The organism is Stenotrophomonas mori, assembly GCF_023556335.1.
Taxonomy (GTDB): Bacteria; Pseudomonadota; Gammaproteobacteria; order Xanthomonadales; family Xanthomonadaceae; genus Stenotrophomonas; species Stenotrophomonas mori.
This window is the reverse complement of the sequence record NZ_JAIKTS010000001.1, coordinates 626364-650686: the sequence shown is the minus strand read 5'-3', so window position 1 is coordinate 650686 and position 24323 is coordinate 626364. Positions and strand designations below refer to the sequence as shown.

Here is a 24323-nt window from a genome sequence, read left to right as displayed (position 1 = left end):
CGTCCCCCGTCTGGTCAAGCCATGCCCGCACCGCGTAGGCTGCGGTACGTGGACACCGCCGTTCAAGCCCCTACCGACGAGGCATTGATGCTGGCCTACGCCGGCGGCGACGGCGCGGCCTTCGATGCCCTGTATGCGCGCCATCGCGCCCGCCTGTTTCACTACCTGCTGGGCCAGCTGCGCGACCGCCCGCTGGCCGAGGAACTGTTCCAGGACGTCTGGCAGCGGCTGATCCATGCCCGCGCCGGCTGGACCCCCGAAGCGGCCTTCGCCACCTGGCTGTTCCGCATCGCCCACAACCGCCTCAACGACCATTGGCGTGCCGCCCGCCACCGCCCACCGGCCCCGGCCGACGCCGAGGAGCGCACCGCGCGGCTGGCCGATACCTGCACCCCGGAGCTGCTCGCCACCGAACAGGCCGAGCGGGTACGGCTGCGCGAGGCGATGGCCGAACTGCCGATGGAACAGCAGGAAGTCCTGATCCTGCGGCTGGAGCAGGAACTGAGCCTGGAGGAAATCGGGCAGATCACCGGCGTCGGCCGGGAAACCGTCAAATCGCGGCTGCGCTATGCGATGGACAAGCTGCGCGCGAGGTTGAGCGAATGAACCGGTCCGATGCCCTGACCCCCGAAGAGCGCGCACTGGCCCGCCTGCTGGGACGGCCCGACACGACGGTCGCGCCGACGGCGCGCACCGATGCGGCAATCGCCGCACAGGCGCGCACGACAGGCGCCCCGACCCCCGTGCCCCGGCCGTCGCCCCCGCCGGCGGCCTTCAGCACGCGGCCGGACCGCCGCCGGCCCGTCTGGCTCACCCCGGTGGCCGTGGCAGCCTCGCTGGTGCTGGCGGTCGGCCTGTCCTGGCAGCTGCGGCCGACCCTGCCCCCGGCCCCCGCACCGGCCCCGGACCTTCCGGCGCCCGCACCGGCGGCCATGCCCGCGGCTGCGCCCACCAGCGCCGAGCCCCCCCGCGACACCGTTGCCGCCCCGGCCACGCCTCCGCCGGCGGCCCGCCGCCCTGCACCGGTACCTGCCGCCGCCAAACCGGCCGCGCCCGCAGCCGTCTCCCCGCGCGCTCCGGCCCCGCCGGCCGCCCCCCCGCCACCGGCACCGCCCGCCTCCGCCGAGCGGGCCGCGGCCCGGGCGATCGCCGCACCGGGCACACCGGCAGCCGACGCCGCGGCCAAGTACGCGACGCGCAGCGCCCATGCCCCGCTGGCCGCGCCCGCACCGCCTGCCCGCGCCGACGAACACCCGGCCGCGCTCGCCGTCGACGTCGACGGCGCCTCCCCGGCGGCGGAGGCCGTTGCCGCCCCCCCGCTCCAGCGGCGGCAATGGTTGCAGCACATCCGCGCGCAGCGCGATGCCGGCGACAGCGCATCCGCCCGCGCCAGCCTGCGCCGGTTCGTGCAGGCCCATCCGCACGCACGCATTCCGCGCGACCTGCGGCCACTGCTCGAGGAATGAGCCGCGGCGCGGTGTCCCGGCCGGCCCGCCGGGAGGCGCCCCGGACATGCCCCCAGCGCTGCCAGCGCCTAGAATGGCGGTGATGTCCGATACCCTCGCCGCGACCGCCAGCCATGCGCTGGAAATCAAGCACAGCCGCTTCCTGGCCCAGGCCGCGCCGATCGATGGCGCGGCCGCGGCGCTGGCCTTCATCGGCGAGGTCTCGGTCGCCGATGCCACCCACAACTGCTGGGCCTACCGTCATGGCGACGACTACCGCTCCAGCGACGACGGCGAACCCGCCGGCACCGCCGGCCGGCCGATCCTGGCGGCGATCGACGGCCAGGGCTACGACCGCGTGGTGGTGGTCGTCACCCGCTGGTACGGCGGCATCAAGCTCGGCGCCGGCGGCCTGGTCCGCGCCTATGGCGGTACCGCCGCCGAGTGCCTGCGGCTGGCGCCGCGGCTGCCGCTGGTGGCGATGCGCACGGTGCACCTGGCCTGCCCGTTCGACGAGCTCGGCACCATCTACACGCACCTGGCGGCGCATGCCGCCGAAAAACGCGACGAGGCGTTCGACGAGCACGGCGCGCGGCTGACCCTCGAGCTGCCCCTGGACCGCGTGCAGGCGCTCAAGACGCAGCTGCGCGATGCCACCCGCGGCCGCGTGCGCTGGTGCGGGGACGAACACTGAGGCCCCGGCGCCGCCGCTACAATGCGCCGCAGCCCCGGTACCCTGTGCGGACGTGGCGGCCCATGTCGCCAGCCGTCCTCCGCGCCCGTGGGACCGCCCCGCGCGCCGCTGTGTGCCGGCCGCCCTTTCCTCCGATGCCATGCCCATGACCGATCCCGCTCCCGCCCCCCTTCCTTCCGCCAAGGCGCGGCTGGGCACGCTGCGCGCACTGTGGCCGTTCGTGCGCCGGCACAGGGGGCTGTTCGCCGCCTGGCTGGCGGCCCTGGCGGTGGCCTCGGCGGCCACCCTGAGTTTCCCGGTCGCGTTCCGGCGCATGATCGACGACGGTTTCAGCAGCGGCGGCGACATCGACCAGGTGTTCCTGCTGGTGTTCGCAGTGGTGGTGGTGCTCGCCGCCGCCAGCGCGGCGCGTTTCTTCTTCGTCTCGCTGCTTGGCGAAAAGGTCGTCGCGGACCTGCGCCGCCAGCTCTACGCGCACCTGATCGGGCTCGACGCGCAGTTCCACGACCGCAACCGCAGCGGCGAGCTGGTCTCGCGGCTGTCCGCGGACAGCGAACTGCTGCGCAGCGTGGTCGGCAGCAGCATGTCGGTGGCGCTGCGCAGCAGCGTCACCGTGGTCGGCAGTCTGGCGATGCTGTTCGTCACCAGCCCGCGCCTGGCCGCCTTCACCCTGATCGGCATCCCGCTGGCGGTACTGCCCATCGTCCTTGGTGCACGGCGGCTCGAGAAGGCCTCGCGCGCCAGCCAGGACCGCGTCGCCGACGCCAACAACCTCGCCAGCGAGACCCTCGGCGCGGTGCGCACCGTGCAGGCGCATGCACGCGAACCCTACGAGACCGGCCGTTTCGCCGCGGCGGTGCAGGTCGCGGTGGCAACCGCGCGTGGCCGCATCCGCACCCAGTCGCTGGTCACCGCCATCGTCATCACCCTGGTCTTCGGCGCGGTGGTGCTGGTGCTCTGGTCCGGTGCGCACGATGTGATCGCCGGCCGCATCAGCAAGGGCGAACTGGGCCAGTTCGTGTTCTATGCGCTGATCGGCGGCGGCTCGGTCGGCGCACTCGCCGAGGTCTGGAACGAACTGCAGCGCGCCGCCGGCGGCATGGGCCGCATCGCCGAGCTGCTGCAGGAACAGGCCACCGTGGAAGCGCCGCGCGTGCCGCAAGCGCTGCCGCTGCCGCTGCAGGGCGACATCCGCTTCGACGAGGTGGTCTTCCACTATCCGCAGCGGCCGGGCCAGCCGGCGCTGGACCGCTTCACGCTGCATGTCCGGCCGGGCGAAACCGTCGCCCTGGTGGGGCCCTCCGGCGCCGGCAAGAGCACGGTGCTGTCCCTGCTGCTGCGCTTCCACGATCCGGACACCGGCACCGTCAGCATCGATGGCATCGACCTGCGCCAGGCCGAGCCCGGCGCGCTGCGCGAACAGATCGCGCTGGTGCCGCAGCAACCGGCGCTGTTCGCGTCCAGCGCGGCCGACAACATCCGCTATGGCCGCTTGCAGGCCAGCGACGAGGCGCTGCATGCCGCCGCGCGCGCCGCCGAGGCCGACGACTTCATCCGCGCCCTGCCCGACGGCTATGCCAGCGAACTGGGCGAGCGTGGCGCGCGCCTGTCCGGTGGCCAGCAGCAGCGCATCGCCATCGCCCGCGCCCTGCTCAAGGATGCGCCGGTGCTGCTGCTGGACGAAGCCACCAGCGCGCTGGACGCGCAGAGCGAACGCGCGGTGCAGCAGGCGTTGGAGCGGCTGATGGCCGGCCGTACCACGCTGGTGATCGCGCACCGGCTGGCGACCGTGCTCAAGGCCGACCGCATCGTGGTGATGGACCACGGCCGCATCGTCGCCCAGGGCACGCACGCGCAGTTGCTGCGCGAAGGTGGCCTGTACGCGGAACTGGCACGGCTGCAGTTCATCGAGTGAAGGCGTCGGCAGCGGCGACGCAGGGCTCCGCGCCTCCGGCCTACCTTTCCGCAACGCCACCGTGACCCTGCGCTAACGCCCTCCGTCGCAGGCTGGCCCTGCCCCACCCTGTTGGATACCGCGCAGGAGCTTGCCATGTCGTTCCGCCCGTTTCCCGCCACCGACCAGCACGGCGAAAGCCGCGTCATCATCGCGTTCATTCCCGAGCCGGACAGCCTGCAGGACGGCGAGCCGGCTGCCCCCCGTTACGAACTGGACGACGGCCGCCGCCTGCAGCGCGACGCCGGCGGCTTCAGTACGCTCGATGGTGAGCTGACGCTGCGGACCTGAGGGTTGCCGTGGCCGCGGCATGGCCGCCGGCCGGTGCTGGCGAAGAAATGGCCAGCCCTCTTGACAGCCTTGTCCCACAAGGGACCTGGCCATTCATCCACAGGCTTGTGCGCAGGTCATCCACACCCGCTGTGGATGACTGGGTGGTGTTTCCGCCGCCCGCCCCCGCGCGCCTCGGGCAGCGGCGCGCGCTCACCGCTCCAGTACCCGGCCGATGCCGCTGCGGTCGATCTCCTGGGCGGCGGCGTCCAGCACGTCCGCGGCGTAATGCCGGGCAAAGCCCATGCGGAAGTGGACGTCGCCCGCCGGCGTGCGCGACGAATGGATCGATGCCAGGCTGATGCCGTGGCGCTCGAAGACATGCAGCAGTTCGCGCAGCGAGCCGGCACGGTCCTCCGGCAGGTGCACGCTCATCGCGCGGGCATCGGCCAGGTCCGACAGCAGGTAGCCCAGGCGTTCGAAGTTGTAGTTGCCGTCGCGCAGCGCCTGTTCGCCCATCGCGTCACGGTTGCCCTCGAGGAACTCCCCGCGGAACGCCGAACGGGCCGCGTCGCTGCCATCGGCGAGCAGCGCCCGCAACCGCTGCAGCTGCTCCAGCAGGCGGTCGAGCACCTCCCCGGCGTGCGGGTTGCCGAACTGGATGTCTTCATAGATCGCCGGATTCAGCGACAGGATGCGCGAGATCACCGTCGCATCCAGCTCGAACGCGATGGAACGGTAGGCCATCAGCTCGCGCAGTTCGCCCAGCAGCGGCGCATAGCCCTGCAGCACCCCGGCCTGCGCGAGATGGGTGGCGTGCACCATCGCCTGCACCAGTGCCATCACCCGGTCATGGTGCTCCGGCGAGGCCGGCACGCAGTCGGCCTCCAGCGCGGCGTACAGCCGCTCCAGCCAGGCGCGCCAGTGCGCTTCGACGCGCGCTTCGCAGACGACCATCACCCGGCCCTTCAGGGTGGGGGTCTTCGGCGGCGCGGTCATCGGGTGCAGGCCGGCCACGCTCGCGCCGGAGCGCAGCATCGCGGCCACCGGCGCGCTCTTGATCGATGTCACGTCCAGCCACAGCCGGCCCTGCTCGCGGCCCGCCGACCGCCGCACATAGTCGTCGATCAGCGCCGGCGTATGCCGGATCGGCGCCGAGAACAACAGCACGTCGGCCTGCGCGAGCAGCTGCTCCGGGGTCTGCGAGGCCGGGTCGACCGGATCGTGGCCGATGACCTCCAGGCCCATGCGCGACGCGAAGAACGTCCGCAGCCAGCGCCCATAGGCACCGCCGCTGCCCACGATGCCGATCACCGGCATCGTTTCCCGGCACGCCACTGCGCTCACGCCAGGCGCTCGGGCAGGAAGCGGTAGGGGGTTCCCAGCGCCGCCGGTGCCGCGGCCAGCACGTCGAATTCCTCCACGCCCTGTACCAGGGTCGCTTCCAGCGCCGCATGCACACCGGCGATCGCGCGGCCGACCGCATCCTCGAACGCGTGCCCCTTGAGCAGGAAGGCCACCAGCAGCGACATCAGTACGTCGCCGGTGCCGGCCACGTCCACCGGCAGGTGCGGCGACGTCCAGCGCCAGGTCTGCTCGCGCCCGATCGCCAGGGTGACCAGTTCGCCGGGCACCCCGGACACGGAATGGGCGATCACCCATTCCGGGCCCTGCTCCAGCAGCCGGCGCGAGGCCGCGATGGCATCGTCCTGCTCCAGCGCCGGCATGCCGGCCAGGCGCCCGAGCTCGAACGCATTGGGGGTCACCAGCCATGCGTGCGGCAGCAGGCGCTCGGCGAAGATCCGCTCCAGGCCCGGTTCGACATAGGGACCGGTATGGGTGTCGCCGATTACCGGGTCCAGGCAGTAGCGCAGATCCGGGCAGGACGCGGCGACGCCATCGAGCCAGTCGGCGAACGCGGCGCCGTTGGCGGCGCTGCCGAAATATCCGGAGATGAGCGCACGGGCGCGCTGCGGCAGCCCGCGCTCGCTGGCCCCCTGCAACAGGCCGGCGAACCAGTCCGCCGGCAGCACCCGCCCCTGCAGGGTCGGGTAGAACGGCGCATTGCTCAGCAGGGTGGTCGGCACTTCCGCCACCCGCAGGCCCAGCGCGCGCAGCGGCGGCACCGCGGCGCTGTTGCCGGCGTGGCCGTAGACCAGTTGCGATTGAACGGAAATCACGTCCACCGGCGACGGCCCGTCCGGGCGTTGTCGGCGACCATGCACGAGGTGGCTGTGGTCGACATTGTTCATCGCCGCATTCTACGTCCGCGGGCCCGCCACCTGCATGCAACGCTTACGTGCGCAAGCAACGCTTGCGCGCATGACGCGGAAAGCCGCAGCAGGCTGCGGCTTCCGCATCGGAACCGGGGACGCGGGCGCATGGCCCGCGCGCTGCTGCCGGCGTCAGGACTTCATGCGCTCCCAGAAGCCCTTGACCCCATCGATGAAGGTCGCCGACTTCGGCGAATGCTTGCGTGCCTCCTCGCCGACGAAGGTCGTTTCGAACTGCTCCAGCAGCCGCCGCTGCTCGCTGGTCAGGTTGACCGGCGTCTCCACCACGATGCGGCAGTAGAGGTCGCCCTCGCCACGGCTGCGCACCGAGCGCACGCCCTTGCCGCGCAGGCGGAACAGCTTGCCGGTCTGGGTCTCGGCCGGGATGCGGATCTCGGCCTCGCCGTTCAGGGTCGCCACCCGGATCGCGTCGCCGAGCGCCGCCTGCGAGATGCGCACCGGCACCTCGCAGTGCAGGTCATCGCCGTCACGGGTGAAGATCGCATGCTCGCGTACGCGCACCTCCACGTACAGGTCGCCCGGCGGCGTGCCCGGCGGGCCGGCCTCGCCTTCGCCCTGCAGGCGGATGCGGTCGCCGGTATCGACGCCGGCCGGCACGTTCACCGACAGCACCTTGTCCTCCTCGACACGGCCGTTGCCGTGGCAGGTGCGGCACGGATGGGCGACGATCTGTCCGCGCCCGCCGCAGTTGTGGCAGGCCTGCTGCATGGCGAAGATGCCCCGCTGCATGCGTACCTGGCCGCGGCCGCCGCAGACCGTGCAGGTCTCGACCTTGCCATCCGCCGCACCGCTGCCCTGGCAGTCGCCGCACTCGGCCAGCGAGGGGATCTCGATGCGGCGTTCGACGCCGGCCACCGCTTCTTCCAGGTCCAGCTCCATCACATAGCCGATATCGGCGCCGCGACGTGCCTGGCGGGCACCGCCGCCACCGAAGATGTTGCCGAAGATGTCGCCGAAGATGTCGCCCATGTCGGCGCCGCCCGGGCCACCGCCCATGCCGCCCATGCCGTGCTCGAACGCGGCATGGCCGTGGGCGTCGTACATGCGCCGCTTGCCGCCGTCGGACAGGACCTCGTAGGCCTCCTTGCATTCCTTGAAGGCCGCCTCGGCGGCGGCATCGCCCGGATTGCGGTCCGGATGGTGCTTCATCGCGCAACGGCGATAGGCCTTCTTCAACTCGTCATCGCTGGCGTCCCGGGAGACACCCAGTACTTCGTAGTAATCGCGCTTGCTCATGCTTCTGCTCTCCCTCCCCCTGCGAGGGAGCGACGGGTGGGGGGATCTGCCGATCGAGGATCCGGGGCCGCGTCGCCCCCGGATACCTCACCCCTGTCCTCTCCCGCGCGGGAGAGGGGCGTTGGACGTCAGGCCTTCTTGTCGTCGTCCTTGACCTCGGTGAACTCGGCGTCCACCACGTCGTCGGCCGCACCCGCGGGGCCACCCTCCGGTGCCGCGCCCCCCTGCTCGCCGGCCGCGGCCGCGGCGTACAGCGATTGCCCGGCCTCCTCCAGCGCCTTGGAACGGGCCTCGATCTGCGCCTTGTCGTCACCCTTCATCGCCGACTCCAGCTCGGCCAGGGCCGCTTCGACCTTGCCGATCACCTCGCCACCGACCTTGCTGCCGTGCTCGGTGATGGCGCTGCGGGTGGCATGGATCAGGCCGTCGGCCTGGTTGCGCGCCTGCACCAGTTCCTGGAACTTCTTGTCGTCCTCGCGGTGCGCCTCGGCATCGGCGACCATGCGGTTGATCTCGTCCTCGGACAGGCCCGAACCGGCCTTGATCTCGACCTTCTGTTCCTTGTTGGTCTTCTTGTCCTTGGCCGACACGTGCAGGATGCCGTTGGCGTCGATGTCGAAGGACACCTCCACCTGCGGCAGGCCGCGCGGCGCCGGCTCGATGCCGGTCAGGTCGAACTTGGCCAGCGATTTGTTGTAGCGGGCCTGCTCGCGCTCGCCCTGCAGCACGTGCACGGTCACCGCCGACTGGTTGTCCTCGGCGGTGGAGAACACCTGCGAGGCCTTGGTCGGGATGGTGGTGTTCTTCTCGATGATCTTGGTGAACACGCCGCCCAGGGTCTCGATGCCCAGCGACAGCGGAGTCACGTCCAGCAGCAGCACGTCCTTGACGTCGCCGGCCAGCACGCCGCCCTGGATCGCGGCGCCCAGCGCCACGGCCTCGTCGGGATTGACGTCCTTGCGCGGCTCCTTGCCGAAGAACTCGGCCACCGCCTGCTGCACCTTCGGCATGCGGGTCTGGCCACCGACCAGGATCACCTCGCTGATGTCGCTCGAGCGCAGGCCGGCATCGTTCAGCGCGACGCGGCAGGGTTCGATCGACTTCTTCACCAGGTCCTCGACCAGGGCTTCCAGCTTGGCGCGGGTCAGCTTGATGTTCAGGTGCTTCGGGCCGGAAGCGTCGGCGGTGACGTACGGCAGGTTCACTTCGGTCTGCTGGGCGCTGGACAGCTCGATCTTGGCGCGCTCGGCGGCATCCTTCAGGCGCTGCAGGGCCAGCGGGTCCTTGCGCAGGTCGATGCCCTGGTCCTTGTTGAACTCGTCCACCAGGTACTCGATGACCCGGTTGTCGAAGTCCTCGCCGCCCAGGAAGGTGTCGCCGTTGGTGGCCAGCACCTCGAACTGCTTCTCGCCGTCGACGTTGGCGATCTCGATGATCGACACGTCGAAGGTGCCGCCGCCCAGGTCGTAGACCACGATCTTGCGGTCGCGGCCGTCGCCCTTGTCCAGCCCGTAGGCCAGCGCGGCGGCGGTCGGCTCGTTGATGATGCGCTTGACGTCCAGGCCGGCGATGCGGCCGGCGTCCTTGGTCGCCTGGCGCTGGCTGTCGTTGAAGTAGGCCGGCACGGTGATGACCGCTTCACTGACCTTCTCGCCCAGGAAGTCCTCGGCGGTCTTCTTCATCTTCTCCAGCACCTTGGCCGAGATCTCCTGCGAGGCCATCTTCTTGCCGTCGCTGGTGGCCACCCAGGCATCGCCGTTGTCGTGCGCCAGGATGGCGTACGGCACGTGGGCGATGTCCTTCTGCACTTCGGCATCGGTGAACTTGCGGCCGATCAGGCGCTTCACCGCATAGAAGGTGTTCTTCGGGTTGGTGACCGCCTGGCGCTTGGCCGGCGCACCCATCAGCACTTCGCCGTCCTTGGTGTAGGCGACGATGGAGGGCGTGGTGCGGTCGCCTTCCGAGTTCTCGATGACGCGGGCCTTGCCGCCGTCCATGATCGCCACGCACGAGTTGGTGGTGCCGAGGTCGATACCAATGATCTTGCCCATGGGGGACTCCTGAGGATTCGTATGCCGGCAGCCGCCGGGGATGATCGGGATGTGGGGGACGACCGGACGACATTCAAGCCATCCCCGGAACGCTGTTTGCCGGGCGTCAGTCGACCCGGGCCACCACCACCAGCGCCGGCCGCAGCAGGCGCTCGTTGAGCAGGTAGCCCTTCTGGAACACGGTGACCACCGCGCCCGGCGCCACCCCGGCAGGGGCGTCGACCTGGCTGATGGCCTGGTGGCGCTCCGGATCGAAGGCCTCGCCCACCGGATCCAGCAGTGCCAGCCCGTTGTCGGCGGCGACCTTCAGCAGTTGCCGGTAGGTCAGCTCCAGCCCTTCGCGCAGCGGATTGGGTTCCGCGCCGGCGGCCGCCAGGCCGGCGTCCAGGCTGTCGAACACCGGCAGCAGGTCGCCAAGCAGTTTTTCATTGGCGAACTTGCGCGCCTGCTCGATGTCGCGTGCGACGCGCTTGCGCTGGTTTTCCAGGTCGGCGCGCTCGCGCAGCGACTCGCCCTTGAGCTGCTCGAGCTCGGCACGCAGCGCCTGGAGCTGGAGGTCCGGCGACTCGGCCGTGTCGCCGGCGGGGGTATCGGTCTCGAATTCGGGATGGTCTTGGTTCATTTCCGGGTTCTCGGGCGGTCGTTCTGCCGCCGGCCTGCATCCCGTATGTGGGCGCCCCTTCCGGTTTCAAGGTTCCGGCTCACCCCGTGCGACGCAGGCCCGGTAAGCTGCCCTGCGCGCCCGCGCGCCGCATTGACCTGCGCCGCTCGCATGCTAGCTTTGCCCGGCCCCTTTCCCTACCTGCCATGCTCAGACACCTTTCGATCAAGGATTTCGCCGTCGTCCGCGCCACCGAGCTGGAGTTCGGGCCGGGCATGACCGTGGTTTCCGGCGAAACCGGCGCCGGCAAGTCGCTGATGGTCGATGCCCTGGGCTTCCTGTCCGGGCAGCGGGCCGACAGCGGCGTGGTCCGCCATGGCGCCAGCCGCGCCGAGCTTTCGGCCGAATTCGACCTTGACGAACAGGCCCCGGCCCGCCGCTGGCTGCGCGACAACGAACTGGACGATGGCGACCAGTGCCAGCTGCGCCGGGTCATCCGCGCCGACGGTGGCTCGCGCGCCTTCATCAATGGCCGCCCGGCGCCGGTATCGCAGCTGGCCGAGCTGGCGGCGACGCTGGTGGAGATCCACGGCCAGCACGAACAGCAGGCGCTGCTGTCGCGCCCCAGCCAGCTGCAGCTGCTCGATGCATTCGCGCGCAACGGCGCCGAACGCGATGCCGTGCGCGACGCCGCGGGCCGCTGGCAGCGGCTGAACGAGGAGCGCGAGACCCTGTCGCGCCAGGGCGACGTCTCGGACCGCATCGGCTACCTCGAGCACCAGCTCGGCGAGCTGCAGCGCGAGGACCTGGAACCGGCCTCGCTCGCCGCGCTGACCGCCAGCCACCGGCGCCAGGCGCACTCCACGGCGCTGATCGAAGCCTGCCGGCATGCCGGCCATGCCCTCAACGGCGACCATGACGCCTCCCTGCTCGGCCTGCTCCAGCAGGTCCGCCACCAGCTGTCCCGGGTCAGCGAGCACGACAGCCGGCTGGGCGAGATCGACGGCATGCTGGACAGCGCCGGCATCCAGCTGCATGAGGCGCTGGCGCAACTGGACCGGGTGCAGGACGACCTGGACAGCGACCCGGCCGCCTTCGAGGCGGCCGAGCAGCGCCTCGGCCGCCTGCACGACCTGGCCCGCAAGCACCGCGTGCCGATGGAAGCGCTGGACGAGACCCGCCAGCGCCTGGAGGAGGAACTCGAACAGCTGCGGGGCACCGACGCACGGCTGTCGCGGCTGGCCGGCGAGATCGAGGCCGCGGCCGCACACTGGGTCGCCCAGGCGGCCGCCCTGAGCGCCAGCCGCCACAGCGCGGCCGGCAGGCTGTCGCAGACCACCACGGCGCTGATCGAGGAGCTGGGGATGGGCGGCGGCCAGTTCCTGATCGAGCTGGAGCCCCAGGCGCAGCCGCGACCGGACCCCAACGGCGCCGAGCGGGCCGAGTTCCTGGTCGCCGCCAATGCCGGGCAGCCGCCACGGGCCCTGCGCAAGGTCGCGTCCGGCGGCGAACTGTCGCGCATCTCGCTGGCCATCGAGGTCGCCGCGCTGGGCCTGGACGCGGTACCGACCATGGTCTTCGACGAGGTCGACTCGGGCATCGGTGGCGCGGTCGCCGACATCGTCGGGCGCAAGCTGCGCGCACTGGGCGAGCACCGCCAGGTGCTGTGCGTCACCCACCTGCCCCAGGTGGCCGCCAAGGGCCACGCGCACTACCGCGTGAGCAAGGCGCCGGTGGAGGGCATAACCCAGAGTGCCGTGGAGCGGCTCGACGCCCGGGCCCGCGAAGAGGAGCTCGCGCGGATGCTCGGCGGCGCCGAGGTCAGCCGCGAGGCGCGTGCGGCCGCACGGCGGCTGCTGACCGAACGCTGACCGCGCCCGGATCGCGCTCCGCCCCGGCGCGGCGCCCCCCCCCCGGACCCATGGCGGGAGGCCCGCAGGCCGGATGGCGCGCCCGCGCGATGCAGTCAGCGCCGTTTCTTGCGGACGTAGAGCACCAGCGAGTGCTCTTCCAGATCGTAGCCGTGCTCGGTCGCGATCTTCTTCTGCAGCTCCTCGATCTCGCGGCTCTCGAATTCGATGATCTTACCCGTGTCCACGTCCACCATGTGGTCGTGGTGCCCCCCGCGGTCCAGCTCGTACACCGCCTGGCCGCCCTCGAAATTGTGCTTGAGCACCAGCCCGGCGGCCTCGAACTGGGTCAGGACCCGGTAGACCGTGGCCAGCCCGATCTCGTCGCCGCAATCGAGCAGCTGCCGGTAGATGTCCTCGGCAGTCATGTGGTGGTGCGGCGTGCTGTGTTCGAGCAGCGCCAGGATGCGCATCCGCGGATGCGTGACCTTCAAGCCGGCTTTGCGCAGCTCATTGGATTCCATGGCCATCGTGTTCATTGGCGGTTTAACGCCAGTTCCCTCCGGTCAGATCGCGCTGGGTGCCGGTGAGTGTGTATCATCGCCGTGATTTCCTCAATCGCCAGTCCCAATGCGCAACCTCCTGCTGATCGCCGCCGTCGCCCTGTCCACCGCCGGCTGCGGAATCATCTACAAGCAGCCCATCTACCAGGGCAACCTGCTGCACGAAGAGTCCGTGGCGCAGTTGCAGGCCGGGCAGAGCAAGCAGCAGGTCAACGCGCTGCTGGGCACCCCCTCGATCCCCGACCCGTTCCACGCCCAGCGCTGGGACTACACCTCCAGCCAGCGGGTCAACCGCCTGGGCAAGACCGAGGTGAAGAACTTCACCGTGTTCTTCGAGAACGACCGGGTCACCCGCTGGGAAGGCGAGTACTTCCCCAACCAGGACGCGGAACTGGCCAAGAAGAGCGTGCGCCAGTTCGGCCGCAACCTGGCCAAGGACAAGAACAAGCGCGGCGGGCGCTGAACCGGACCTTCCGTCAATCGCCGGCGCGCGCGCGCCGGCGGCGGTTCTCCTTCGGATCGGCCAGCAGCGGCCTGAGCAGTTCGATGCGGTCGCCTTCCCGGAGGCGCTGCTGCGGCCGGACCAGCTGGCCATGCACGGCCAGCGCCAGCACGCCCCCGCCGGTCTCCAGCGCCGCCTCCGCGACGGCCTCGGCCACGGTGCATCCTTCGGCCACCACCAGCTCGCGGCGCAGGCAGCGCTCCGGCCAGGCCAGTACCACCTCCACGCGCACGGGGCTCAGCCGCCCTGCTCGGCCACGCGCACGAAATCATTGACCATGCGGTCGGCCAGCCCCTGGAAACCCAGCGCCAGCGCCGGCCCCAGCAACCGCGAGGTCGGCTCGAACTCGAGCTCCAGGCTGACCTTGCAGGCACCGTCGGACAGCGGCTGGAACTGCCAGCGCCCGTGCAGGCGCTTGAAGGGACCGTCCTTCAACTGCATGTCGATGCGGTCCGGGCGCTGCAGCGCATTCTCGGTCATGAACCAGGTGCGGAACGACCCCAGGCCCAGGTCCAGGCGCGCCACCAGCCGCTCCGGCCCCTCCTCCAGGATCTGCGCCGCCTCGCACCAGCGGAAACGCCGCGGATAGGCCGCGACATCGTTGACCAGGTCGAACATGTGCTGGGCCGGTCGTTCGACCAGCGCGCTGCGGCGGATGGTAGGCATAGGGAATACGAATGGATGTTCGGAACGCCTCCGAATCGGAGACAATACGGCGATGAGCAAGAAACCCGCTAAGGATAAAGCAAAGAGCGCGCAGGCCAACAAAACCATCGCGCTCAACAAGCGCGCGCGCCACGACTTCCACCTGGAAGAGCGCTACGAGGCCGGGCTGGTGCTGCAGGGCTGGGAGATCAAGGCCATCCGTGCCGGGCGCGGCAACATGACCGATGCCTACGCCTACGTGAAGGACGGCGAGATCTTCCTGATCGGTGCGCAGATCACCCCGCTGATCCAGGCTTCGACCCACACCGTCGCCGAGGACCGCCGCCAGCGCAAGCTGCTGCTGCACCGTCGCGAGATCGACAAGCTGATCGGGCGGGTCGAGCGCGACGGCTACACTCTGGTGCCGACCGCGATGTACTGGAGCAAGAACCGGATCAAGCTGGAGATCGCCCTGGCCAAGGGCAAGCAGGCGCACGACAAGCGCGATGCCGCCAAGGACCGCGACTGGGCCCGCGAGAAACAGCGCGCCCTGCGCGCCCACAACCGCAACGCCTGAACCGTCAGCCGGCGATCGACACCCGTCCACGGCCGGCCCCGCACCGGCCCAGGGCCAGGTGCAGAGCCGCCAGCGGCACCAGCAGGGCAAGGCGGCCGGCAACACGCTGGTCGCCGGCGATCCAGCGCTGGGCATCGGGCACGACGTCCGGCGGCAGCAGCGCCATGAGTTCGGCATCCTCCACCGAATCGACCACGGCCTGGAGCTGGCAGGACAGCTGCATCACCCGCCTCGCATAGCCCAGCATCTGCAGCGTGCCGATCAACAGCGCCGTCCACACCGCCAGGTCCTCGCCCGCCGCCCCCGGTGCCGCGTCCAGCAGCACCGACACCGACAGCAGCAGCATCAACAGCAGGCCCGCACGCCTGACCGGGACCAGTGCGGACCCGCCCGCCACCACGTGGCAGAGCACCGCCAGGGTCAGGATGGCCAGTGCCCGCATGCCGTCCTGCACCGCGAACAGGCCACAGCCGATGGCCACCAGCATCGCCATGCAGGCGGCGCCGGAAGGCATGCGGCGGCGCCGGAACTCCAGGCCGACCGCGGCGGCCAGCTCCTTGAGGCGGTATGACCGGCAGGAATGCATCGGGTATCCATTTCATCCGGGAAGGCAGGCATGGTCGACGACCCCATGTCGTAAAAAGGTAGCAACACTGGCGGGCCGCCGTCGACCATCCGCCCCCACGCACATGCCGGCGGCCGTCGCCGGCGCCCCTGCCCGGGTCCCGGCCGCCTGCGCCCTCCCTTTCCCGCCAATCCGGCCGTCGCCCCGTCAGCGGCAGCCGCCGGCAGGCCGTGGATGCGCAACCACACGCCCCGCCGTCCGGCAGTGCCCCAGGCCCGCGGGGCGGCCTCGCCCGATGGAGGCCGGCCTGCCCGGCCGATACCAGGCCAGGGCATGGACATAAGCAGATCCCCCCCGCCCTGGGGGTCATGCCGGGCACAGGTGACCGGCAGCAGCAGGGAAAGGCTCAACCGCATGGCTTCCAGTGCACCTGTCTCCAGAAGGACTGCCGGACACGGGATGCTCCCCGGCTCAGGGCGCCGCTCGAGGTGGGAAGGCCTTCGTCCACGTCGTGTCGGCCAACCACACCAAGGCGGCCGACAGCGCGAGCAATGGCAGGGCGAGGAACAGGACCAGCGCGGTCAGGCGCAGCCACCACGGCCACGGTGCCCGCGGTTTCGGCGGCATCCCCAAGGCCTGCGCAGGCTTGCGTCGCCACCAGGCGAACACGCCGGTGACGCACAGCCAGGTCAATGCCGCTGCAAACCCGGTGTTGACCCATGGCCCGGACCGGCCGAAGTAATCACCCTGGTGGATCTTCACCCCGGTGGCGACCGCCCTGGCCATCAGCGGGAAGCGCGCGCCATCGGTTTCGTCCAGCAGCGCGGCATCGGCACGGTCGAACAGCAGGAAGCGATCATCCGAGGCACGGGGTTCGATGCTGCGCAGCGACACCGCCGACCCCGGCGGCCCCTCGATCATCAACAGCGAAAGATCACCGTTCAAGCCGCGGGCGCGGGCGGTGTCGAGCATCTGCTGCAGGCTGGCCACCCCTTCGGCGCCACTGCCGGCGAACACCGGCGCGAAGCCGGCGGCCGCCGGCGCCTGCTGTCCGAGCCGCTGCTGTACCGGCCCCAATACCCGACCGCCCCAGAAGCTGGTCCACGGCAACGCGGTGAACAGGAACAGCACGATCAGCAACGCGAACCACACCGCCACGCAGGCATGCAGGTCGCGCCAGAAGACCCAGCCGCCGCTGCGCAGGCGGGGCCACAAGGCGCGCCAGCCGCGGCCATCGCGCGGCCACCACAGGTACAGCCCGGTGAACACCATCACGATCGTCCAGCAGGCGCCGATCTCCAACAGCCAGCTGCCGGCATCGCCCAAGGGCCAGCCCCCGTGCAGGCCGCGGCTCCACCCCACCGGCCAGGCCGCGCCCTGCAGGCGCCCCAGCAGTCCGCCATGCCGCGGATCGACGAACACGGCGACGGGCAGGCCACGCGCGTCGGTGAACATGACCTGGGTACTGCGCCGGGAATCGGCCGGTACCTGCACGTTGTCGACGCGGGCGTCGCCCATGTAGTCGCGGGCGGCCTGCACCTGGACATCGAGCGATACCCGGTGGGGGTCGGGGGCGACGAACCGCAGGTCCGGGTGGCGCTGATCCACCCAGGCCTCCGACCACAGATAGAGCGTGCCGGTGACCGATTGCCACAGCACGAACGGGATCACCAGCAGGGCGGCGAGGAAGTGCCAGCGCCATGCCCGGCGGCGCAGATCGTGGCGGCGTGCCGTTTCAATGGTGCCGGCCATCGGCGTCTCCCGCGTCCATCCGCACCACGCCGGTGAAGGCCGACATCCGTGCCAGGCGTTCGGCCGCGACCTGCGTCTCGGCGTGCGCAAGGCGCGCTGCCAAACGTCCGGCGACGGCGGCGGGCATGCCCGTCGCCGCCAGGCCCTCGGCATCGCGGATGCCGTCGCCGGCGCACAGCACGGTGATCCACTCGCCGTGCCGGCGCTTCAACAGGGCACGTCCGCCCATCGGGCCCTGGGTCCAGTCGACCACGGCATGGTCGCCTTCGACGACGACCGGGCCGGCATCCAGCGGCGCTTCGGGGCGATCCCACGTCGCATGCATCCGCGCCAGGATGGCCTGCTGGTCGGCGTCGCCGGCAGGCGCAGAGCATGCGCCCAGCAGGATCGCGAGCACGCCGGCTATGTAGTGATGCAGTTTCATAGTGTTCTCCGGTTCCGGGTCGGGAGGATCAGAACTTCAGGCGCAAGCCGGCGTAGACCGAACGCGGCGCACCGGCCTGCAGGATCGCGTCGCCTTCGGTGGCGACGTCACGCACGCCCAGGGTGCCCACGTACGTCCTGTCGGTCAGGTTGCGCAGTTCGCCGAACAGCTCCCAGCGCGGGCGCTCGATACCCGCCCGCAGCCCGAGCAGACTGTAGGAACGCACCCGGTAGGTATTGCTGAAGTCGGCGTAGCGCGCGCCCACCAGGTCGAAGGTCGGGCCGGCGAAGAAGCCGTCGTCATTGCGGTACAGCACCTCGCCGCGCACGACGTAGCGCGGCGCGGCCGGCAGGTCGTTGTCGCCATAGACCGCGTCGCCATCGAAGGTGAACGCGTTCCAGGTGGCGCTGACCTGCGGCTCGATGCGGTGCACACCGCCGGCGAACGGGATGCTGGCGCCGACCAGGGCCTCGAGGCCGGCATGGGTGGTGCGGTCGATATTGGTCGACAGGCTGGTGCCCGGAGCCAGCGGATCGTCGATGGACAGGATTTCATCGCGGATCCGGGCGTAATACGCCGCCACGTCCCAATGCCAGGCCGGGTGCGCGGTCGATTCGGGCCGGCTGCCGCGCAGCCCCACCTCGACCACGCCGCCATGCATGGCGTCGAGCGTGGCGTCGCCGCCACGCACGTCGTCCTGCATCTCCAAGGTGGTGGGCGCCTCGTACAGGCGGCTGAGGCTGGCGTAGGCCTCGTTGCCCCGGCCCAGGGCATGGATCACGCCGATGCGGGGATTGAACGAGGAATAGTCGGCCTTGGGATGGCTCAACGCGCCGCTGGCCACGTCGGTGTTGCGCACGTCGCGGCGAGTGACGACCCCCTGGGCGCCGTAGACCAGCGTCCAGTCCGTGGCGAACATCCAGCGGTCCACCAGGAACAGCTCCATACTCCGGGAACGGTTGTCCACGAGTGCGCGCAGGCCGTTGCGGCGACCGCCATCGTTCCGATAGTGGCCGCCCCGCTCCCGGGTATCGGCCAGGTTCACCCCGGCCAGCACGTCGTGGTCGCCCGCGCGCAGGTGGTAGCGGGCCATGCCCGCCCAGGTCTTCTGGCCGGTGTTCATGAGCAGGCTGAACACCTCCACCGGCTCCATCGGCCCGGGGCCATCGATGTCCACCATGATCTTGTCCACGATCGGGTGGTAGAGATCCTGGTCCTCGTAGGACAGGCCGAACTCGAGGCGGCGATCGGCATCGATGTTCCACGTTCCCTTGGCCGCGAGCCGGCTGGTCACGACATTCAACTGGTAGTTGCCGGTGACCGCGGACGGGTCGGCCTGCCGCGGGTCGGCGTCGAACTGGGCGCGGGTCAATGCGCCGGCCAGTTGCTGGTCGTTGTCCACATGCGTGGCGAAGACCCGCAGATCGAGTGCGTCCGACACCCGCCAGCCGCCGTTGGCGTAGACCCCCGTCCGGCTCTCGCGGCCGTGTTCGCGGTAGCCGTCGCGCGCCTTGCTCTCCACCGTCAACTGGCCATCGAGGTCGCCCGCCACAGCACCCGCCGTCAGTCGGCCGCTGACCAGGCCGAAGCTGCCGGCATTGACGAACACCTCCAGCGGGGCGCTGTCGCGGGCGGTCCGGCTGATGAAATCGATTGCGCCGCCGAGGGTGCTTGCGCCATAGGTCAGTGCGTTCGCGCCATGGGCCACGACGACACGCCGCGCCGCCATCGGGTCGGGGAAGCGGTTGTGGTTGTTGCCGTCGGCCGTGGTCACCGGCAACCCGTCCTGGAACACCTTGACGCCGTTGTTGTCGTAGTCGGTCGCATCCAGGTTGGAACCGCGGCTGGAGAGGAAGATGCCGTCGCCGCCGGTGCCGCTTTCGGCCCAGACACCCGGCACGTAGCGCAAGGAGTCGGCCATGTTGTTGACCGAGCGTGCGTAGAAGGTCTCGCCATCGACCACGTTGACGTTGCCGGGCGTCTGGGCGCGCTCGGCCTCGACGGCATCCCGGTGGCCATGCACCTGGACCTTGTCCAGGTCGGTGAACGCCGCCCCGCCCCCCTTGCTCGGGGCGGTCTCGGCGAATGCAGGGAAAGGAAGGACCAACGCGGCGGAAACGGCCACGGACAGGCGCGATGCATGGCGCATCGCGCGCAGGGAAATCAACATGATTGGCTCCAAAGCACAAGGGCGCGGCCGGACGGCCACGCTGAATTCGAGAGGGCTTGTGGTTCAGGCCAGGCGGGGCGGAGCTTGTGCGCCGAGACTGCGCTGGTTGCGGAACAACCGTGGAACGGCCAGGCGGGGCCGGAAGGCCGGCGCTACCGGCGACAGCGCCAGCAAGCCGCACAACAGCAGCAGCAGCAGCGGCAGCGGCATGACCACGCTGCAGTATTCGCACAGGGCATCATCGTCATGATGCTGTGGCATGGAAGCAGCGTCGTGTCCGTGCATGTCGCCGGACAAGCTGCTCACCAGCTGGGTCTGCAAGCCGGCCGCGGTGCACATCTCCACGGCCTGCAGGGCCACCTGGGGCACGTCATGCCGCTTGATCAAGACTTGACTGGCCGCCGGCGCGAACGCGATGAGCAGCATGGCCACGAAGGCCAGCCGCGCCATCATTCGTTCCAAGGCCGTTGAGCGGAGCATGCGCGGATACTAGCGATTTCCGGGCGCGCCTGCCCTGCCAGGGGACCCGCAGGCGGCGTGCTCCTGCCCCGTTCAAGGAGCAAGCCCGCCGCATGCCGCACTGCCTTTACGCCGCTGAACGGACCACGGGCACCTGCGATGGCTGCCTGCGCCGAGCCGATGCGGCCGGCGTTCTCCAACTGCTGGCCTTGACCACCCGTTGCAGGCGACCGGCCGCTAGTGGGCCTCGACCGCTGACCGTGTCCCGGCACAGGAGCAACAGGCATATCCATTCGTGCTCTGCGCTACCGGACCCCAACATGTCCCCCGCCCCGAGGACGGATCGGGGCCAGCGCCTCAGCTTGGAGCCGCCCGGGTTTACCGGCCCCCATCACCGGACAGCTTCGGAGGCCTTTCGGCGCGCGTCCCCCGGCGGATCGCGGCATCGGACAGAGGCATGGCTGGGGGTATCGATTCGGGGCGCACCCCAGAGACCCCACCTTGTACCCTCCCCGTCGCACGGATTGAAACGGACGGCCCTGGACCAGGCGGAACACAAAAAAGGCCGGGAACCCTTGGTACAACGGGGTTCCCGGCCTGATCCGGGCCGATACGGCCCGCTTTATGGTGGAGGTGGGCGGAATTGAACCGCCGTCCGAAGGCACTCCATCCCCGGCACTACATGCTTAGCTCGCCGTTGAATCTCGCCCCGGGACAGCACGGCGTGCAAAGCGCATCCCGGAACCAGCCCGCTTTATCTAGCTTGGAGCTGGCGGGCAGCCACCCCATGCGATTCCGTGATGATGACCCTACGCAGCGAGCACGGACACAAGCTGTTTCGGGGCTTAGGCCTTAAGCGGCCAGAGCGTAGTTGTCGTCGTTGGCAACTATGAGTTTTGCAGCTGGATTTACGAGGAAAGCTACCCCCTCGGCATGCGCCAAGCGACTTCACAACCCCCGTCGAAACCAGTGCACCCCCGGTAGGACGTCGAGCTGCAAGAGTTCCGGCGATCAAGCCGACCGGAACCCCGCTTGCGAGCCAGCATGCTACAGGGAATCACCTGAATGGTCACGGGGGAGCTTGGCAAAGGCCCCACGCCGCCCCTCATAGGGTCGACACACGCGCCTGGGGGGCCGCCTGCCACGCCTCGCCTGTCGCCTCCCCATCACCGCGACCGGCGACGACGCGATACCCCGGCCGCCGCTCTCACCCGCGGCTCCGCCGATAGGGCCTGTCGATCTACGGAGACCTTCCCAGCCCCGACAGCATGCCGCCCTCGCCGCCTCAGCCGGTCACAGCGCACAGCGCGGCGGCTGCGCATTCCGCTGTGCATACACACCTTGGGACGTGCCGATCCGACGGCTTGTCCGGAACCCGCGGCCTTTGCCGCTCCCGCTGGACCCGCGGTTGCCCGCCTCCCGCTCTTCCCGAGGGCCACCGGCCTTCAAGCGCTGTTTGCCGCTTCTTCACCGGCCACGCACCCCCGGATGTCACAACTGCCACACAATCGACACAAATACGAATGATTCGCGATATTATTACCTGCGTTTAATGAAATCCCACACGGAAGTCCCAGCCATCGCCAGCGGACTCACTTTTTTCCTCCGGAGTACTGCTCGATGTCCAACCTGTTCCGTCCCTCTTTCCGTTCCGTTCCCACCTTGACCGCCGCCATCGGCCTGGCCCTGTTCTCGATGCAGGCGCAGGCCGATGCCTCGGCCGATGCCTCAGGCGATGCGCCCGACGCCCGGCAGATGGATACCGTGGTGGTGACCGCCACCGGCGCCCAGCAGTGGATCAAGGACGCACCGGCCAGCATCAGCGTCATCTCCCGTGAGGAGATCGAGCGCAAGCCGGTCACCAGCATCGGCCAGCTGCTCAGCAAGGTGCCGGGCGTGACCGGCGGCTATGCCCTGTCCGGCGCACAGTCCAAGATCCGCCTGCGCGGCCTGCCCGAGCAGTACACCCTGATCCTCATCGATGGCCGCCGCCAGGGCAATTCCTCCGGCGTGAACTACCGCGACGACCTGGGCCCGCAGGACCTCAACTGGCTGTCCCCGGACATGATCGAGCGCATCGAAGTGGTCCGCGGCCCCATGTCTTCGCTGTACGGCTCCGACGCGATGGGCGGCGTGATCAACATCATCACCCGCAAGATCGCTCCGCACTGGGGCGGCTCGGTCACCTACAACTACAGCAAGCCCGACGCCTCCAGCCGTGGCGACACCATGCAGATGGGCGCATTGTTCAGCGGTCCGCTGACCGAGAACCTGGGCGTACGCATCGGCGCCAACGTCACCGATCGCGAATCGGACCGGCTCGCCAAGCAGACCCCGGGCAGCAAGGCCGAGAATGTGAACGCCCTGTTCAATTGGCAGCTCGGCGAGAACCACACCTTGGGCGTGGAGGCCTCGCGCGGCATCCAGCGCAACAGCGGCACCGGTGCGGTCAGCGCCTGGGGGCTGTCCAAGCTGGTGCAGACCGGCTACGTCGTCAGCCATGATGGCCGCTATGGCGATGCGTCGACCTCCAAGACCACCCTCGTCTACAACGACTACGAGGACAAGGACAGCGACGTCGGCAACCACTCCCGCGAGACCGTGTTCGACACCGCCTTCAACACCGGCTTCCACTGGGGCTTCGAGCACCGGCTCAACGTCGGCGGCCAGTGGAAGCGCGAGGAGCTGGAGAACCGCGACACCATCGGCACCGTCCCGGTGACCTGGACCGGCAGCAACCGCATCAGCCCGAAGAACGAAGCCGATTCCTGGGCGCTGTTCGCCGAAGACCACATCGCCCTGCATGACCGTTTCACCCTCACGCTGGGCCTGCGCTGGGACAACACCGAGAACTACGACGACAACCTCAGCCCGCGCATCTACGGTGTCTGGCATCCCTCCGATGCGTGGACGGTGCGTGGCGGCGTGTCCAAGGGCTTCCGTGCCCCCAACCTCAAGCAGGGCACCGCCGGCGCGGCGACGCAGTCGCGCGGCAACGGCTGCTCCAGCCTGACCGTGGAGGGGTGGAGCAGCCGCGAGGTGAATGCCGACGGCACCACCGGCTGCTACATGGCCGGCAACCCCAACCTCGAGCCCGAGACCAGCACCAACTACGAGATCGGCGTGGGCTTCGACCAGAATGACTGGTCGCTGTCGGCGACCTACTTCCTGACCGACTTCGAGGACAAGATCGAGCAGGTGCCGCTGCGCGACATCGCCGGCTACAACTCCAGTTTCGTCAACGGCTTCTGGTGGACGGTGGCGCAGAACATCCAGGAAGCGCGCACCCGTGGCGTCGAGGCCAGCATCACCGTGCCGCTGCACGAGCAGCTGAGCTGGACCACCAACGCCACCCGCATGCTGGAATCCAAGAACCGCACCACCGGTGCCAACCTCCTGGTCGTGCCGAAGCTCACCGCCAACACTTCGCTGGACTGGCGCGTGTCCGACGACTGGTCGCTGAACCTCAGCGCCCAGCACATCGGCAAGCAACTGGTCTCCACCGCGACCTCCACTTTCGCCAAGGCCTACACCACCTGGGACCTGGTCACCCGCTACGACGTCAATGAACACCTGAGCCTGCGCGCCGGCGTGCTCAACCTGGGCGACGTCTCCACGCTGGAGGAAGGCAACAATTTCGATGGCGGCGCGCGCACCTTCTTCCTGGGCGGCACCGCACGCTTCTGAGGACCGGCGACCGCGGCAGGCGGGCATCGCCCCCTGCCCGCGGCAGCCCCCTGCAGCAGGTTCGACGGGCCCCGTGTGTCCCAAGCACACGGGGCCCGCTGCATTCCGCGTGCCGCGCACCCCATCCTGACCAGTCCTTCCTGCCCGCCGCACTGTCGTGGGCATGCCACGGCCCACAGGTGGGCGGAGCAGCCTGCTCCGCCGTCCCCCGCCGCATGCACCAGCAGCGTCCCCTTGTACTCCCGTGCCTCCGCCCGGCTGCCGATACGGCTGCGGGCATCACGACGGCACACGCGGCTGCGGAAAAGCCCGCACCCGATGACACCCCCGCTCCAATGGGCTCGGACAGGGCGCACCTGCTGGACGGGCCAGCCGTGCCGCCTGTTCCCCGCACTGCCGCGCCGCCGAGGCCGCGCTTGCACCCCCGGCGTCCCTCGTCCCCTGCCAGGCCACCGTGCAGGGCCGGCATCACGACGACGCACGCCTTCAGGGAAGGCCGGCTTCCGACACTACGCGTTCCAGCGGGACGCCGATGGCATGGACTGCGACGCCGCGCACGGCGTCCAGGCTTGAACGGCGCCCCA

General features: G+C 70.0%; 22 protein-coding genes and 1 other RNA gene. 9 read left to right on the top strand and 14 right to left on the bottom strand.

Features of this window, described 5'->3' with window-relative positions:
- Window positions 1-48: 48 nt before the first annotated feature.
- The 5 genes from K5L01_RS02835 to K5L01_RS02815 all read left to right on the top strand — a co-directional run bounded on the left by K5L01_RS02835 (window position 49) and on the right by K5L01_RS02815 (window position 4384).
- Window positions 49-606: an RNA polymerase sigma factor gene (locus K5L01_RS02835; RefSeq protein ID WP_250061757.1), complete on the top strand. Its 558-nt coding sequence runs from the start codon at window positions 49-51 to the stop codon at window positions 604-606.
- The gene (locus K5L01_RS02830; protein WP_250061755.1) at window positions 603-1466 is read left to right on the top strand and encodes a hypothetical protein; all 864 of its coding nucleotides are present in this window, start codon (window positions 603-605) and stop codon (window positions 1464-1466) included. Before K5L01_RS02835 ends, K5L01_RS02830 begins: the two co-directional genes overlap by 4 nt.
- 82 nt (window positions 1467-1548) lie before the next feature.
- Window positions 1549-2139, top strand: a complete 591-nt coding sequence (locus K5L01_RS02825; RefSeq protein WP_250061753.1) for an IMPACT family protein — start codon at window positions 1549-1551, stop codon at window positions 2137-2139.
- Window positions 2140-2284: 145 nt separating this feature from the next.
- Window positions 2285-4054, top strand: a complete 1770-nt coding sequence (locus K5L01_RS02820) for an ABC transporter transmembrane domain-containing protein (protein WP_250061751.1) — start codon at window positions 2285-2287, stop codon at window positions 4052-4054.
- Window positions 4055-4189: 135 nt separating this feature from the next.
- Window positions 4190-4384, top strand: a complete 195-nt coding sequence (locus K5L01_RS02815) for a hypothetical protein (RefSeq protein ID WP_250061749.1) — start codon at window positions 4190-4192, stop codon at window positions 4382-4384.
- 192 nt (window positions 4385-4576) lie between these two features.
- Here the strand turns inward: K5L01_RS02815 and K5L01_RS02810 are convergent, their stop codons facing one another.
- From K5L01_RS02810 to grpE, 5 genes are all read right to left on the bottom strand, one after another.
- The gene (locus K5L01_RS02810) at window positions 4577-5683 is read right to left on the bottom strand and encodes a prephenate dehydrogenase (RefSeq protein WP_250063433.1); all 1107 of its coding nucleotides are present in this window, start codon (window positions 5681-5683) and stop codon (window positions 4577-4579) included.
- 23 nt (window positions 5684-5706) lie between these two features.
- The gene (gene pdxY, locus K5L01_RS02805; RefSeq protein WP_250061747.1) at window positions 5707-6615 is read right to left on the bottom strand and encodes a pyridoxal kinase; all 909 of its coding nucleotides are present in this window, start codon (window positions 6613-6615) and stop codon (window positions 5707-5709) included.
- Window positions 6616-6768: 153 nt separating this feature from the next.
- Window positions 6769-7893, bottom strand: coding sequence for a molecular chaperone DnaJ (gene dnaJ / locus K5L01_RS02800; RefSeq protein WP_250061745.1), 1125 nt, complete (start codon window positions 7891-7893; stop codon window positions 6769-6771).
- Window positions 7894-8021: 128 nt separating this feature from the next.
- On the bottom strand, window positions 8022-9944 hold the full coding sequence (dnaK, locus tag K5L01_RS02795) for a molecular chaperone DnaK (RefSeq protein WP_250061743.1): 1923 nt from the start codon (window positions 9942-9944) through the stop codon (window positions 8022-8024).
- A 106-nt stretch (window positions 9945-10050) separates the two neighbouring features.
- The gene (grpE, locus tag K5L01_RS02790) at window positions 10051-10566 is read right to left on the bottom strand and encodes a nucleotide exchange factor GrpE (RefSeq protein ID WP_250061741.1); all 516 of its coding nucleotides are present in this window, start codon (window positions 10564-10566) and stop codon (window positions 10051-10053) included.
- A 185-nt stretch (window positions 10567-10751) separates the two neighbouring features.
- Between grpE and recN the strand changes: the two genes are divergently transcribed.
- The gene (gene recN, locus K5L01_RS02785) at window positions 10752-12416 is read left to right on the top strand and encodes a DNA repair protein RecN (RefSeq protein WP_250061739.1); all 1665 of its coding nucleotides are present in this window, start codon (window positions 10752-10754) and stop codon (window positions 12414-12416) included.
- A gap of 95 nt (window positions 12417-12511) precedes the next feature.
- Here the strand turns inward: recN and fur are convergent, their stop codons facing one another.
- On the bottom strand, window positions 12512-12919 hold the full coding sequence (gene fur / locus K5L01_RS02780; RefSeq protein ID WP_250061736.1) for a ferric iron uptake transcriptional regulator: 408 nt from the start codon (window positions 12917-12919) through the stop codon (window positions 12512-12514).
- 106 nt (window positions 12920-13025) lie between these two features.
- Between fur and K5L01_RS02775 the strand changes: the two genes are divergently transcribed.
- The gene (locus K5L01_RS02775; RefSeq protein ID WP_250061734.1) at window positions 13026-13421 is read left to right on the top strand and encodes an outer membrane protein assembly factor BamE; all 396 of its coding nucleotides are present in this window, start codon (window positions 13026-13028) and stop codon (window positions 13419-13421) included.
- Between the two features lie 13 nt (window positions 13422-13434).
- Here the strand turns inward: K5L01_RS02775 and K5L01_RS02770 are convergent, their stop codons facing one another.
- Both K5L01_RS02770 and K5L01_RS02765 read right to left on the bottom strand, forming a co-directional pair.
- Entirely contained in the window at window positions 13435-13692 is a 258-nt protein-coding gene (locus K5L01_RS02770) for an RnfH family protein (protein WP_250061732.1), read from the bottom strand.
- 5 nt (window positions 13693-13697) lie between these two features.
- The gene (locus K5L01_RS02765) at window positions 13698-14126 is read right to left on the bottom strand and encodes a type II toxin-antitoxin system RatA family toxin (RefSeq protein WP_250061730.1); all 429 of its coding nucleotides are present in this window, start codon (window positions 14124-14126) and stop codon (window positions 13698-13700) included.
- A gap of 52 nt (window positions 14127-14178) precedes the next feature.
- On the opposite strand from K5L01_RS02765, the gene smpB reads away from it, so the two are divergent.
- On the top strand, window positions 14179-14682 hold the full coding sequence (gene smpB, locus K5L01_RS02760) for an SsrA-binding protein SmpB (protein ID WP_250061727.1): 504 nt from the start codon (window positions 14179-14181) through the stop codon (window positions 14680-14682).
- 4 nt (window positions 14683-14686) lie between these two features.
- On the opposite strand, the gene K5L01_RS02755 is transcribed toward smpB, so the two are convergent.
- The 6 genes from K5L01_RS02755 to ssrA all read right to left on the bottom strand — a co-directional run bounded on the left by K5L01_RS02755 (window position 14687) and on the right by ssrA (window position 21031).
- Window positions 14687-15268 (bottom strand): hypothetical protein, encoded by a 582-nt coding sequence (locus tag K5L01_RS02755; protein WP_250061725.1) that lies wholly within the window; start codon window positions 15266-15268, stop codon window positions 14687-14689.
- A 450-nt stretch (window positions 15269-15718) separates the two neighbouring features.
- Window positions 15719-16999, bottom strand: a complete 1281-nt coding sequence (locus tag K5L01_RS02750; protein WP_250061722.1) for a PepSY-associated TM helix domain-containing protein — start codon at window positions 16997-16999, stop codon at window positions 15719-15721.
- On the bottom strand, window positions 16983-17396 hold the full coding sequence (locus K5L01_RS02745; protein WP_250061720.1) for a copper uptake system-associated protein: 414 nt from the start codon (window positions 17394-17396) through the stop codon (window positions 16983-16985). The genes K5L01_RS02750 and K5L01_RS02745 overlap by 17 nt, the downstream gene beginning before the upstream one ends.
- 55 nt (window positions 17397-17451) lie before the next feature.
- Window positions 17452-19593, bottom strand: a complete 2142-nt coding sequence (locus K5L01_RS02740) for a TonB-dependent receptor family protein (RefSeq protein ID WP_250061718.1) — start codon at window positions 19591-19593, stop codon at window positions 17452-17454.
- 63 nt (window positions 19594-19656) lie between these two features.
- Complete coding sequence (locus tag K5L01_RS02735) at window positions 19657-20043, bottom strand: DUF2946 family protein (protein ID WP_250061716.1); 387 nt, start codon at window positions 20041-20043, stop codon at window positions 19657-19659.
- Window positions 20044-20677: 634 nt separating this feature from the next.
- Window positions 20678-21031, bottom strand: a transfer-messenger RNA (tmRNA) gene (gene ssrA, locus K5L01_RS02730).
- Between the two features lie 641 nt (window positions 21032-21672).
- Between ssrA and K5L01_RS02725 the strand changes: the two genes are divergently transcribed.
- On the top strand, window positions 21673-23739 hold the full coding sequence (locus K5L01_RS02725) for a TonB-dependent receptor domain-containing protein (protein ID WP_250061713.1): 2067 nt from the start codon (window positions 21673-21675) through the stop codon (window positions 23737-23739).
- The last annotated feature ends 584 nt before the right edge of the window (window positions 23740-24323 follow it).